This window comes from Spirosoma litoris (genome assembly GCF_054776755.1).
This window is the reverse complement of record NZ_BAAHBI010000025.1, coordinates 16,473-30,692: the sequence shown is the minus strand read 5'-3', so window position 1 is coordinate 30,692 and position 14,220 is coordinate 16,473. Positions and strand designations below refer to the sequence as shown.

At 45.7% G+C, this 14,220-nt stretch carries 9 protein-coding genes; 6 read left to right on the top strand and 3 right to left on the bottom strand.

The features are described from left to right. The first annotated feature begins 52 nt into the window (after positions 1-52). Complete coding sequence (locus tag ACYVGR_RS16320; RefSeq protein WP_460958511.1) at positions 53-2,533, top strand: S9 family peptidase; 2,481 nt, start codon at positions 53-55, stop codon at positions 2,531-2,533. 115 nt (positions 2,534-2,648) lie between these two features. Here the strand turns inward: ACYVGR_RS16320 and bshB1 are convergent, their stop codons facing one another. Then, a complete protein-coding gene (gene bshB1, locus ACYVGR_RS16315; RefSeq protein ID WP_460958509.1) occupies positions 2,649-3,368 on the bottom strand; it encodes a bacillithiol biosynthesis deacetylase BshB1 in 720 nt (239 codons plus the stop codon). Positions 3,369-3,612: 244 nt separating this feature from the next. On the opposite strand from bshB1, the gene ACYVGR_RS16310 reads away from it, so the two are divergent. Beyond that, positions 3,613-4,620, top strand: coding sequence for a nitrilase-related carbon-nitrogen hydrolase (locus ACYVGR_RS16310; RefSeq protein ID WP_460958507.1), 1,008 nt, complete (start codon positions 3,613-3,615; stop codon positions 4,618-4,620). An 83-nt stretch (positions 4,621-4,703) separates the two neighbouring features. On the opposite strand, the gene ACYVGR_RS16305 is transcribed toward ACYVGR_RS16310, so the two are convergent. Further along, positions 4,704-5,816, bottom strand: coding sequence for an AI-2E family transporter (locus tag ACYVGR_RS16305; protein WP_460958505.1), 1,113 nt, complete (start codon positions 5,814-5,816; stop codon positions 4,704-4,706). Between the two features lie 171 nt (positions 5,817-5,987). Between ACYVGR_RS16305 and ACYVGR_RS16300 the strand changes: the two genes are divergently transcribed. From ACYVGR_RS16300 to ACYVGR_RS16290, 3 genes are all read left to right on the top strand, one after another. Then, positions 5,988-6,557 (top strand): L-threonylcarbamoyladenylate synthase, encoded by a 570-nt coding sequence (locus ACYVGR_RS16300; RefSeq protein WP_460958503.1) that lies wholly within the window; start codon positions 5,988-5,990, stop codon positions 6,555-6,557. A gap of 116 nt (positions 6,558-6,673) precedes the next feature. Beyond that, a complete protein-coding gene (locus ACYVGR_RS16295) occupies positions 6,674-8,128 on the top strand; it encodes a CCA tRNA nucleotidyltransferase (RefSeq protein WP_460958501.1) in 1,455 nt (484 codons plus the stop codon). Between the two features lie 72 nt (positions 8,129-8,200). After that, positions 8,201-8,410, top strand: a complete 210-nt coding sequence (locus tag ACYVGR_RS16290) for a hypothetical protein (RefSeq protein ID WP_182461400.1) — start codon at positions 8,201-8,203, stop codon at positions 8,408-8,410. Between the two features lie 218 nt (positions 8,411-8,628). Here the strand turns inward: ACYVGR_RS16290 and ACYVGR_RS16285 are convergent, their stop codons facing one another. After that, complete coding sequence (locus ACYVGR_RS16285; RefSeq protein WP_460958499.1) at positions 8,629-9,324, bottom strand: LytR/AlgR family response regulator transcription factor; 696 nt, start codon at positions 9,322-9,324, stop codon at positions 8,629-8,631. 1,428 nt (positions 9,325-10,752) lie between these two features. Between ACYVGR_RS16285 and ACYVGR_RS16280 the strand changes: the two genes are divergently transcribed. Continuing rightward, the gene (locus ACYVGR_RS16280; RefSeq protein WP_460958497.1) at positions 10,753-13,986 is read left to right on the top strand and encodes an SdrD B-like domain-containing protein; all 3,234 of its coding nucleotides are present in this window, start codon (positions 10,753-10,755) and stop codon (positions 13,984-13,986) included. Positions 13,987-14,220: the final 234 nt, after the last annotated feature.

The following is a 14,220-nucleotide window of genomic DNA, read 5'->3' as shown; positions in this document are numbered from 1 at the left end:
TTTGTTTTCGCCCTATCTTTAATACTCAATAACCTGAAATACACTCTACTTTATGCTTCACAACTTAACGACTAGAAAAAGCCGGTGGCTTTTGTTGATTTCCTGGATTACTGTCTCGCTGAGCGCACAGGCACAGGATGCACCAGCGTATCAAACGCCCCCCAAAGCGCTGGCTGATTTGGTAACGATGCCGCCTACTCCAAACGTCAGTATGTCGGATAAGGGCGATATGATGCTCTTTCTCGAACAGGCTGGTGCGCCTGGCATCGACGAACTGGCTCAACCCGAATTCAAACTGGCTGGTCTGCGCCTGAATCCGGCAAACAACGGCCCCAGTCGGGCGCGTTACATAACCGGTCTGAAACTCAAAAAACTGACCGAAAAAGACGGAAAAGCCATAACCGGCCTTCCGGCTACACCGCTGATTAGTTTCGTTCAATGGTCGCCAGATGGAACAAAGATTGCCTTCGCCAATTCGACCGATAGCCGAATCGATTTGTATATCGCCGATGTGGCTACGGCAGCCGCTCAGAAAGTTGGTTCGTTTGCCATTAATGCAACCCTGGGCGTACCATACCGCTGGGTATCAGATAGTAAAAGCTTAATCGTAAAAACGATTCCTGCCGGTCGCGGGCCTGCGCCCGAAATTAGTCGGGTTCCTGCCGGGCCAACTACGCAGGAAAACGTAAAAGGCTCACGCGGACAGGCACCTACCTACCAGGATCTGCTGAAAAATCCATCCGATGAAAAGCAATTCGCCTATTACACCACGGCGCAGGTTGCACGGGTTGGTTTAGATGGAACGGTCACCAGTATTGGTCAGCCTGGCATTATTCTCTCGTCTGATCCGTCGCCAGATGGTAAATATGTTATGATCGAGACGGTTCATACGCCGTTTTCGTATCTGGTGCCTGTGAATCGCTTTCCGCTTAAAACGGAGATTTATGCCATTGCTGGTTCGTTGGTAAAAACGTTGAACGATGGGCCTTTACAGGAAGCGGTTCCGTATAGCCGCGATGGGGTTCCTACCGGACCTCGTGATTTTAGCTGGCGGGCAGATGTGCCAGCAACAGTTTACTATACCGTTGCTCAGGACAATGGCGACCCCAAAGTAAAGGCCGATATTCGGGATAAGGTGTTCCAGATCGAAGCGCCTTTCTCGGCGCCACCGAAAGAAATCTACGCAGCTCAGTTTCGTTTCGAAAACTTCGATTGGGGTACTGAAACAACGGCATTGGCTACCGAACGCTGGTGGCAGAATCGTAAAACGATCACCAAAATCGTTAACCCAACTACCTGGCAAACGTCAGTTCTATTTGATCGTTCGTACGAAGATCGGTACACTAATCCGGGCCAACCTGATATGAAGCATAATCAGTTTGGTCGTGAAGTGTTGAACTTGCTGCCATCTGGCGAGATTCTGATGCTTAATGCCATTGGTTCATCGCCCGAAGGAGACCGACCATTTGTAAGCCTATTAAATCTAAAAACGAAACAGACAAAAGAGCTTTGGCGGTCGGCGGCTCCGTATTTCGAACGGCCCATTGCCGTTCTGGATGCTACCAAACAAGTGATTCTGACCACTCGCGAAACGCCCGACGAAAACCCGAACTACTTCGTTCGGAATATGAAAGCCAAGATTGCGCCGGTTCAGGTCACTTTCTTCCCGCATCCATACCCACAGTTGAAGGGCGTGCAGAAGCAACAGCTTCGTTACAAACGGGCTGATGGCGTTGAACTGACCGCTACGCTTTATTTGCCAGTTGGGTATAAGAAAGAGCAAGGACCGCTGCCAACGTTTTTATGGGCGTATCCGGCTGAGTTCAAAAGTAAGGAGGCTGCCAGCCAGGTTTCTGGTTCTCCTTACCAGTTCAACCGGATTAGCTACTGGGGTGGAGCTGCTTTCGTAACCATGGGCTACGCCATTCTGGATAACGCCAGCATTCCCATCGTGGGTGAGGGTGACAAAGAGCCCAATGATACCTACGTTGAGCAATTAGTATCGAGCGCCAAAGCGGCTGTCGATGAAGGGGTTCGATTGGGCGTAGTTGATTCGAGCCGAGTAGGCGTAGGTGGGCACTCGTATGGAGCGTTCATGACCGCCAACCTGCTTACGCATAGCAAGATATTTAAAGGTGGTATTGCCCGGAGCGGTGCTTACAACCGAACACTGACTCCCTTTGGTTTCCAGAATGAGCAGCGCAGTTACTGGCAGGCACCCGAAGTATATAACAACATGTCGCCGTTTATGAATGCCGACAAAATGAAAACTCCGCTGCTACTGGTGCACGGCGAAGCGGATAATAATACCGGCACGTTCCCAATTCAGTCGGAGCGATATTATAACGCGCTCAAAGGCTTTGGCGCTACAACCCGACTGGTGTTCCTGCCCTACGAAAGTCACGGCTACACGGCCAAAGAATCATTACTACACATGCTGTGGGAAATGAACGGCTGGCTAGACAAATACGTGAAAAATCCAACGGCAGCCGGTCAGGCAAACAAGGCCGGTAAACTGGGGAGCGGAAAGTAATAATTCACTTTCTGATTGCTCGACGTAGTGAATATACGCCGAACGAAGGCCATCAGCTATCGTGTATAGCTTGATGGCCTTTTTTGCTTTGTAATCTAGCTGTGTTTTGCTTACACTACACCAACGCCGTCAAATCCTGAACGCCTAGCATACGGCGGCTGATAAAACCTTCACCGAATTCGGCACCAATCATATGGCCATGTTCGCGGGTGCGGGACTCCAGGAATTTCATGAAGGGCTCACCCGAAATGTAACTTTGGGGCTCAGTGCTCGTTGGATCGAAAAATTGACTTTTATAGGCTTTAATGGCAGCCAGTTTCTCGTTCCAGTAGGGCGTAATATCTACGATGAAATCAGGTTTTAGCCAACGATCCTGAATGAAATTATAGACGTAAATAGGACGATGCGCTTCCTGTGGCTGGCCATCTTCGCCAACGGTTTTAATTTGCCGTAAACCGGCATAAAAGCAGGCATCATTGACCAGTTCAGCCGCCCGGCCGTGGTCGGGGTGGCGGTCATCTGGCGTATTGGTCAGAATGATTTTAGGACGGTATTTTCGAATAATTGGAATCAGCGCCATCTGATGCTCTTCGTCATTTCGGAAGAACCCATCCCGAAATCCCATGTTTTCACGGGCAACTAACTGCATGATGCGTGACCCTTCGGCCGCTTCCTGCGCCCGTATTTCGGGAGTTCCTCGTGTTCCTAATTCACCACGCGTTAAATCAACACCCGCTACTTTTTTACCTTGAGCAACGAGTGAAAGAATCGTGCCCGCGCAGGTCATTTCAATATCATCAGGATGGGCTGCTATAGCCAGTACATCAACAGTCATGTCGTTTTAGTTGTGTAGGTGTTGCTTATCGGTATGGAGCAACAAATCAGTAAGTAGTTAATCAACGAGATTGACAATTTGTTCCTGAGCTTGCCAGAAGCTAAGCCTCTCGCGAAGGAGAATAGCCGAAAAGAGTGAGCCAATTCGTTCCTGAATGATGCCTGAAACGGGCTATTGGCAATTATTTCGCAGAAACACCTTATTTTGGTGCCCAACAACGAATCATCTGTAACCCCTTTAATCTATGTCATATAAAGCCCTGGCACTTCAGCTAACCTGTCAAACCGTCAATTCCTGCCAGACCCGCGATGAAGCCGAAGCCGTAATGCTCAAAACCATCGCGCGGATTGAACAACAAATTGCTGCATCTATTGGCTTGCTGGGGCGTGAGACATTACTTATTGTAGCACCCGAACATTTTCTGACGGGTGGTCCTATCAACGAAACTGTAGAGCAATGGCGCGAAAAGGCGGCTTTGGAGATCGATGGCCCCATTTATGAGGCCATCAGTGCTATGGTGCAGCGACAGCAGGTTTATTTTTCGGGTAATGTGTATGAACAGGATTCGTTCTTCCCGGAGCTGTACTTCCAGACCAGTTTTATTATGGGGCCCAATGGCGATGTGCTCCTGCGTTACCGACGCCTGAACGCCATGTATATTCCAACACCTCACGACGTTTGGGAGCTGTATCTGGATGCCTATGGATATGATTCATTATTCCCGGTCGTGAAAACAAACATTGGGAATCTGGCCTGTATTGCGTCAGAAGAAATCCTTTATCCCGAAGTTGCTCGTTGTTTGTCGATGCGTGGTGCCGAAGTGTTAATCCATTCGACCTCAGAAGCGGGCAGCCCGTTATTGACCCAGAAAAACGTGGCAAAACTGGCCAGAGCCACCGAGAATATGGCCTATGTCGTGTCGGCTAATTCGGGAGGCTTAGTCGGTAGCCCGCTGCCAGGCGGCACAGTTGATGGAGGCTCTAAAATCATCGACCCCAAAGGCATCGTACTTGCCGAAGCGGCTTATGGCGAAAGTATCGTCGCGAATGCGGATATCGATCTGGCGGCCCTCCGGGAATTTCGCCAGCGACCTGCGCTAACTAATCTGCTGGCTCGCCAACGGTTTGAGCTATACGCTGAGAGTTACGCTAAACAAAGCGTGTATCCGCCCGACACTTTATTGGGCCAACCCGCCGAGCGGCAACATTTCCTACGAACCCAACAGGAAGTGATTAAGAAGCTGTATAGTTAGAATTGTTGTTTCAAGTTCAAGGTTCCATGTTCAATTGTGCGTCAGCCAACCTGAAACCTTGAACTTGAAACCTTGAACAATACTTACTCTTCAAGCACCTTAGGTTTGGCTCGGCGTTTGGGGAGTCGAAACAGATTATTTTCTTTATCTTCAGGCGTTTGATCACCCAGTAACACACCCCAGGGACGCAGACTATCGACCCGGTCGAAAATTACCTTCATAATGGCAATGGCTGGTATGGACAAAAACATACCCGATACGCCTGCCAGCGCGCCACCAATCAAAACCCCCACAATGGAAACGAGAGCGTTTACCCGGACTTTCGAGGCTACAATAAGCGGCACGAATACATTGTTGTCGATGAATTGAACCAACAAAAAAATACCGACAACGCCCAAAATAACCGATACCTCAGGATTGTTACTAAAGGTGATCAGTACGGTTAAGAGTGTAGCGACAAGGCCGCCAATGTAGGGAATAAGGTTCAGAATGGCTGCCATAACGCCCAGTAAGACAGCATATTGTACATTTAGAATCAGAAGGCCGACCGAATTAAGAGCCGCTACACACGCGGTTTCAATGAGTAGCCCAACCATATAGCTTTGAATCACAGACTTAACTTCGCCCAATACTTCGCGAACTCGCTCGGTATGTTTGGCTGGGAAAAGAATAACTACAAAATGAAGCAGCATGGTGCGGTAATACAAAAGCAAAAAGACGTAAATTGGGATTAAGGTTAATGTGCCTAGTGGGCCGGTAATGAACCCCAGCGCATCGCTGCTCTGTAAACTATCGAGCGTTTGGGCTTGTGCTTTTTGGAGATACTTATCCTGCTGCCGGTAACTAACATTATATTCACGTCGAACCCAACGCTTTACATCCTGGAAAAAATCATTCAGGTTCTGACGAATCTTGGGCATATCGTCCGCAAAATCGGACAATTGCATCGACATCAGAATCGTTAGGCCCGATACCACAACAATGGCCAGCAGCAAGGCCAGACTAATGGCAACAACTTTGGGTATACCCCATTTTATGAGTCGGTTTTCGACGGGGCGAAGCAAAACGGCAATCAGACCCGCCATGGCGAGGGGTACCAGAATATCCTGTCCTAAATAAATTCCGGCGGTCAGAATGGCCAGCGCAAGCAGCGAGTGTGAAAATTGATGGTAGTGCGGGCGCGATTCAGCAGCCATAGACTTGGTGTTGGGAACGACGTGAGGTGAGTGAAATTACTTATAGAAAACAATTTATCAGACACACAACAACCCATTCCTTATTTTGTTTATTGGGTTGTTACGTCCCCATCTTTCTAAGTCCCTGTCGTCTTTCGCAAACTTGGCGTATTTTTGTGGTTTATTTCAGCTATGAGCTTATCTATTCGCGATATCGCCTATCAACTGCGGCAGGGGCAGCTGATCGCCATTGCCGACGAAACGGGCTGGTCGATTGCGGCTGACCCGGTTAATGATGTGGCTGTTGGTCAACTGCTCACCTTGAGGAGCATAATTCCTAAGGAGCTTCAGCCAACGGTGCTTATCCCCAAAACCGATCTGTTGGGCCTCTATGTGGCTAAAGTCCCCGATGTGGCCTACGATTTGGTCGAATTTGCCGAAAATCCGTTAACGGTTATCTACGATCAGGGTAAAAATCTGTCGCCCGTATTCTGGCAAACATTGGCTGAGTCCAAAGTGAATAGCGATGGCGTTCCGGTAACGGAAGAAATAGCCGTTCGGCGCGTCCTGAACGATGATATACAACGGCTGGTTAGCAGTTTTGGGCGCGGGTTGCTTTCGATTCCATTTGAGTCGTTAGTACTGCCACCTGCTGCCGAAGCACTCGTTACCATACGGTTTGGAACCCTCCCCGGTATGCCTAAACGACCACGTATTATGCGCTTGAAAGTAAACGGGGAGGTTAGTTTTATACGAAAATAAAGGACTATGGTATTCGGTGTATGGTTTATAGTTTTCGGTTAGATAACCAGACCAGTGATAGAAACTCTGTGTCAGCCAACCAAAAGCTATAAACTGAAAACCGTAAACCAATAATTATGAATTTCAGCGAAACCTTACATAAGAATCCGATTTTTGACACCATTGCCCGAGAGGCCGACAAGCTTGGTTTACAGGCTTATGTCATTGGTGGTTTCGTGCGCGACCTGATTTTAGGACGCCCATCGAAAGACATTGACGTCGTTTGCATCGGGAGTGGGATCGAACTCGCTGAAGCAGTAGGGAAGGCCTTACGAACCAATGTCTCCGTATTTCCGAGTTTCGGGACGGCTATGCTGCGGGCTGGCCAGAATGAAGACGACTGGGAGGTTGAATTTGTGGGAGCCCGTAAGGAATCGTACCGTAGTGAATCGCGTAAACCGATTGTGGAAGATGGTACGTTGGAAGACGACCAGAATCGCCGGGATTTTACGATTAATGCTATGGGCATCAGCCTGTCCACGACTAATTTTGGGGATTTACTTGACCCATTTGACGGGCTAAAAGACATTAAGCGTAAACTCATTCGGACGCCCCTCGCGCCCGATATTACCTTTTCGGATGATCCGTTGCGCATGATGCGGGCTATTCGATTTGCCTCGCAGTTGGGTTTTGATATTGAGCCCGATACGTTCGATGCCATCATTCGGATGAGCGAACGGATCGATATCCTTTCACGAGAGCGCGTCACCGATGAGTTAAATAAGATTATTCTATCACCCACACCTTCCTATGGCTTTAAGCTGTTGTATCATGCGGGTTTGCTGGAGCGGATATTCCCTGAACTGATTGCGCTGAAGGGCGTTGAAACCATTGAAGGGAAGGGGCATAAGGATAATTTTTACCATACCCTTCAGGTGCTTGATAATATGGCCAATCGGGCCAAGTCGATCCACGAAACCATTGCTCCAGAAAACGAGCTTTGGCTACGCTGGGCGGCTTTGTTGCACGATATTGCCAAACCGGCTACCAAGCGCTTTGATGCGAAAGTTGGCTGGACATTTCACGGACACGAAGACATGGGCGCTCGGTGGGTGCCCGGTATTTTTCGTACCATGAAACTGCCCCTCAACGAACACATGCGGTTTGTTCAGAAACTTGTGCGGCTACACCTGCGCCCCATTGCGCTCACCAAAGAGCAAATCACCGATTCAGCCCTGCGCCGACTATTGTTCGATGCTGGAGATGATTTGGAAGGGCTCATGGCACTTTGTCGGGCAGATATTACGTCGAAAAATTACGAGCGCGTACAAAAACACCTCCGTAATTTCGACCGGGTTGAACGTAAATTGCATGACCTTGAAGAACGGGATAAAGTCCGTAATTTTCAACCTGTTATCACAGGAGAGTTGATTATGGAAACCTTTGGTTTGCCTCCGTCGAAAGAAGTAGGCGAATTAAAAACTGTGCTACGAGAAGCTATTTTAGATGGCCTTGTTCCGAACTCGCTTGAGACTGCTTACCCATTTTTACTTGAAGAAGGCCGCAAACGCGGATTAACTAAAAAAGTATGATGTATGATATAGGTTGTATGATTGCCTAGAGATTTATACAACCTATATCATACATCATACATTAATTTCCCCATGGATAATAACAATACCAATTTTCGGCGCTTCTTTGGCGCATCGCTCACCATTCTGGGTGTAGTTGTCGTACTATTTGCCCTGATCGCTTTTCTGTCTAATGGAAAACCTGTTCTGGGCCTGAGTGTATCGAAGGCAGAATCAGCCGCTCCATTTATTGTGGGTATGATTTTCCTGGTTACAGGCGTTAATTTGGTTCGCGAGTCGTAGAAAGTTAATTGAGTATTGGCCAACTGCGCCGGTAGCTAATGGTTTAATGGCCCATTTAAAGATAGTCGCTGTTGCATAAGTAGCGTTGCTGGAACTGTATTTGTGCAACAGCTTCTTCTATTGCTTCGTCTGCTAAATCTTTGTTGCTGATGCTACTGGCAATGGGGTGTTTTCAGTCGATTTGGCTTGATTATTTACGTTTGTTTTATTGATCAAAACTAGTGTTTATCTCGCAGGGCTTCGAATAACGCTTTCCGGTATTTACGCCCGATAGGAATAGACTGATGATTGATGGTAACTTCGTCTTCTCCAATACGTTCCAGGTAATTAATATTGATAATATAGCCTTTATGAATCTGAACAAAGGAACTACTTAATTCATCTCCTATTTTACGTAAGGATCGTTTTAAGACATATTTTTGATCAATTGTATTTAGTATAGAATAATTACCCTCTGCCTTAATCCAATAAATTGATTCTAAAGACACGTCGATTCGATGTTTGTGCTTTCCGATGACACTAATTGCGCTCGTTGGAAGGAGTGTATTTACCTGAATTTTGGAAAATAATATTTCAATCGATGCCTGTAGCGAAAATCGCTCAAATGGTTTCATTAAAAAACCAACATAAGGCATTGAAAGAGCTCTTTTTAAAAAATCTTCCTGTGAATATCCTGTTTGGTAAATAACAGGCAACTGCTTATAGTTTTTCGTAAGTAAAGAGAGTGTAATGCCATCGGGCATCACAATATCTGCAATTACCAAATCGGGCAATTGAGAGGCCAAGAGTTGTCGGGCTTCGGCTAGGGTACTGGCAAACGTTATCGTCCCAATATCGAGTTGTTCCAACATCATCTGGAGCTTAAGTTGCCAAACTAAATCATCTTCTATGATGAGAATTTTTAATTTATTCATTCCAGGATAGCTAGTCTATTTTCGTTAGACTATAAAATGCTATTTAGGTAATTATAAATTATAATTAAGTGATGAAGTAGAATTATTAACCACAAATTTATAAAAAACGTAAAGCTATAAGCCTATAAAAATCAGTGTATTAGGTTTATGTGCCTTTATAATTAAATGAACTATAGATCTAGATAATTGCTTAGAAATATAATACGTAGTATTTGGATGTTTTGTGTGTATTTTTTAGTAACTAATATTGATATTGTTTATAATAGTAGGTAATTTCGTATTAAGTAAATCGTTTTGTGAAATTTATTTTTAGTCTAATCTTAAATTTGTTGTCCAAGGTAAAATTATGTTACTTAATGTGACGTGCATTACTCTTGAAAGAATCGATCAGCTTATCCTATACAGAGATAAATTTTGTAACTTGTTTAAAAAGTAGGTCGTGTAGATTGCATATTGGCTTAGGTAGATTATTCGGTAGGAACCCCTTTGAGAAGTCTATAAATGGCCTGAACTGAGAATAGATAATTATTTTTTTTAAATATTAGTAAAAAACAATTACAAATAAGGGTAGAAAATGTAAACATTTTCTACCCTTATTTGTAATTGTTTTTTACTTTGAGCGAATTAAGCTAGGATGAATTTCTAATTTGATGAGTTGTATATGAATTGTCCGTGTTTGGCATATTTAGCAAATAGTAATCGTTGCCCATAGCAATATGACTGCCCTCAAAGCATCAGTAATTCTTGAACAAGCTTATCAATTATAAATGAAGCGTAAACCCTTTTTTGGTGCACTCGTCTTGAGTTAGAAGGGATGCCTGAAGAAGTTTGGCTTGTAAAACAATAAAAGGGTATTGAATTTTCAGCCGCTCATCAATATCTCCTTATGCCAATTAACTGGCTTCTTCCTTAAAAGGTGATAAACAACCTATTAAGTACGTAAACAGCATAAAAACTTGCAGTTTAGAAGCATACTTGCTTAGTAAAAATGGAGTCGGATTTCCATAGTGGAATTCTCTTGTACTTATCAAAAAAATGGTGGCCTCTTTCAAGTAGGTCTTTTACTGATTTTATACTAGATAAACGCTTTTCGTGTACCAAATAGGTGGTTTGTCATCTGCATTGGCATAATGGTAAACGGAGGGCATTATTGTTGTCTCGTCACTTTGGTAATAAAAAAGTTGCGTTTGGCCAGTGTTTCCCATCTGCCCTTAGTGTCCATTTAGTACCCAGATTCATAAATAGGTTATGATATCAACCAATCTGGGTTAGGGGTTTGGATAGTCGCTTGATTTGGCTTTACGATACATATTCTCAGACAAAATCGAACCGCACTAGTGGCTTAGGGCGAAGCAAAAATAACACATGAGGAGCGTTAGCGCATTTCCTCCCCTGGCAAAAAACAGGGAATACATATGCGTTTTTATCATGAAACAAATCTATTCATTAATCATTTGGCCTGGGTTAATTGCTGTTGTTCTAGTGCTGTGCAACTGTGTAACTGTCAATGGGCAGGTGAAAGGCGTCGTTTTCCGGGATTTTGATTCCAATGGGATTCGGTCCGACACGTTGCCGATTGAAGTGGGGGTAGCCGGAATAAGGGTTTTAGCTTTTGTGGAACTTAGTAAAACGCCGATCTCCACAACAACTGCCGCTGATGGAACCTACTCGTTTAGTGAGACAAGCATACCAGCAGGAAAACGAATTCGGCTTGAATTCACCAACTTCCAGGCAGGAGATTATAATGGGTCATATGGGGCAAACAGTGGAACAAGTATGCAGTTTGTCACTGCTCCTAACAATGAGGCCGATTTGGGAATAAACTATCCTGCCGACTATTGCCAGCGTACAGATATTCAAATCGTTACCCCCTGTTATGTCAATGGTAATACACAACTGACAACCGATGGGGATGGCAATCCGGTTCCGATCGACAAACAATCGGCTGGGTCGCCTGCTATAGTTAAATTTTCTTATGAAGCCTCCGGCATTGCCAGTTCAACTAATTTTCCACCTGTTGATTTGGCAAATGCTGATGCAGTAGGGGCTGTTTGGGCACTCTCTTATCAGCGCCGTTCGAAAAAAATTCTTAGTGCTGCCGTTGTTAAACGGCATATGAGCTTTGGCCCTGCTGGCCCTGGAGGTATTTATATCACCGATGTTGTTTCTGGAAGCACTACGTCATTTATGTCCGTCAGTTCGATAGGAATCGATGTCGGCGATGATCCGCATGCCAATCCGCTGGCTAATCTGTTTGGCGATAAAACACAGGCCAGTACAGATCCTGCTTCGATGACCGCCGTGGGACGGATGAGTTTTGGTGGAATGGACTTATCCGAAGATGATAAAACGCTTTATTTTATTAACCTGAAGGACCGTAAGTTGTACAGTTTGCCGATTGGTTCGCCGGCGGTTGCTCCTGTATCGGCAACCGCTGTGCGAGCCTGGAATATTCCCAATCCAGGTTGTTCCAATGGTGATTTTCGGCCGTGGGCGCTCAAAATGCATCACGGAAAGCTGTATGTTGGGGTCATTTGCTCGGCAGAAACATCGCAGGATCAGAAAGACCTGAAAGCCACTATTTATCAGGTTGATCCGACGTTGACTAACCCTACTTTTGAGGAAGTTCTATCATTTCCACTCGATTTCCGCCGTGGTCCAGCCGATTTAACCGGTACATGTATCCAGTACGATCATTGGTTGCCCTGGACAGATACTTGGCCAGCACCTTGTGGTGAGGGAAATGCCCCTTACTTTGTTATGTATCCGCAACCAATGATAACAGACCTGGAGTTTGATGATGACGGCGCTATATTGATGGGCTTTTCGGATCGATTCGGGCAATTGTCTGGAATGTCTAACCACGACCCCGCTGGCAATGGACTCTATAATGGTTTTACCGCTGGAGATTTGTTGCGAGCCAATAATACGAATGGCCAGTTTGAGCTAGAGCAGAATGGCAAATCTGGCCAACTGACAGGAACGGGCGTTGGCAATCAGGAAGGACCTGGGGGGGGCGAGTTTTTTGGTAAAGACGACTGGTTTTTTATTAATCATATTGCCCACTCGGAGGTAACTAGTGGGGCACTGTCGCTCATACCCGGCAGACGTGAAGTCATTACCTCGGCCTATGACCCCATTTCTAATGTGTATTTGTCGGGTGGTCTAAAAGTTTTTAATACGAAAACAGGTGATAACAATAGGGATTATGTTCTATACACTGTTAGTCCCGGTTCGTTTGGAAAAGCGTCGGGATTAGGGGATAATAAAGTGCTTTGTGATCCGGCCCCTTTGTCAATAGGAAATCGCCTTTGGTTCGATGATAATCGGAATGGCATTCAGGACCCATACGAGCCTGGTGTTGATGGTGTTGTGTTGACCTTGCATGACATGGAAAAGGGAGGAGTGCAGGTTGCGACCCAAACGACACATGATGGAGGGCAGTTTTACTTTACGAACGAAACAGTTCCAGGAGGTATTTTGTATAACCACTCTTACGAGATTCGGATGGACATGGCCCAGCTATCGTTGCTGGATATTTCGGTGAATGGGACCCGGCCACTAGCGTCAGCAGGAGGGCGGATAGCTGCCCGAGGAGCTCGTCAGGCTGCTTTTAGTTTGTCGCGTCAATATTTTCTTTCACCAACAAATCAGTCTGATTCCCCTGATTCGGATATTCGGGATTCGGATGCTATCCTGAATGATAACTCGGCTGTAATTGCTGTTAACACGTTAGATGCTGGTCAGAATGACTTTACAAATGACTTGTCGATTTACGCTTGTCCCGAATTAACCAATGAAAAAGATAGCATTAGCCTTTGCCCAGGATCGGTTATTGATTCGATTAGCAGTAAGGGAACTTACCTGAGCCAGGTTGATTCTGTACGATTTGTTTTGTTCACCAGTCCGCAGTCTGGTACTGCCATGTATACGAATGCAGGTACTGTTCTGGGTACTGTTAAACCCGACTTATCGACTGGCCAGTCGGTGCTACATAATCCAGGTATTCCAACTACAAACTCAACTTCAGCGAATACACTCCTATATATATATGCTCTGATATACCCAATGCCGGAGAACCCTGCCTGTCGCCAGTCTGGTGAAACCGTTATTGTCATTACGCCGTCTTTAGCCGTTTCGGCGGCTTCGGCACAACTAACCTGTACAGAAAAGAGTGTAGCGTTAATGGGGAGAGCATTCTACGCTGATGGTGTTTCAGTGCCAAATGTTGACTATAGCTGGACTGGACCCAATGGATTTACCAGTTCGCTGCAAAATCCTGTGGTGTCTGCTGCCGGGACATATACCCTTACGGGTAAAGATACGAATTGTTCGGCTAACTACATGACGACAACGGTTGTTATTGCGGCCGATACAATTCCTCCTTCGTTAACAGCATGGGGCGCAGCTCAAGCCTGTACAAATTGTTCCGCTACGCTTTTAGCCGAGACCGAGGGAGCTTCCTTGAAATGGACTGGCCCTAACGGATTCACCAGCACCGAAGCGAGTCCCGTTGTCACGATTCCCGGAAGTTACACCGTTACGACAACAGGGAGAAATGGATGCTCACGTTCTCAAACCGTTGAATTTCTGCCACTAGATAATCAGGAGCCTTGTAAGAATATACGGTGCTTGCCATTGACAATCAAGCGAATACGATGATGCTATGTTTCCTGCGTTAGCCAATGAGGCACACCCCACTATTGGATGACAAAAAGCCGAGCCAAATCAGATGTGGTAGCCTTACTAGCGTGTGTCGAATCGATTTCTATATCAATTAGTTAAGTTTATTGACAGTGTACGGAATTGGTTGTAAAAATGCTAAAAATGATACAATTATTTCCATTTGTGTACTCTAGATGTTTTTCGTCACCCTTTGCAATCGTAAATAAGAAA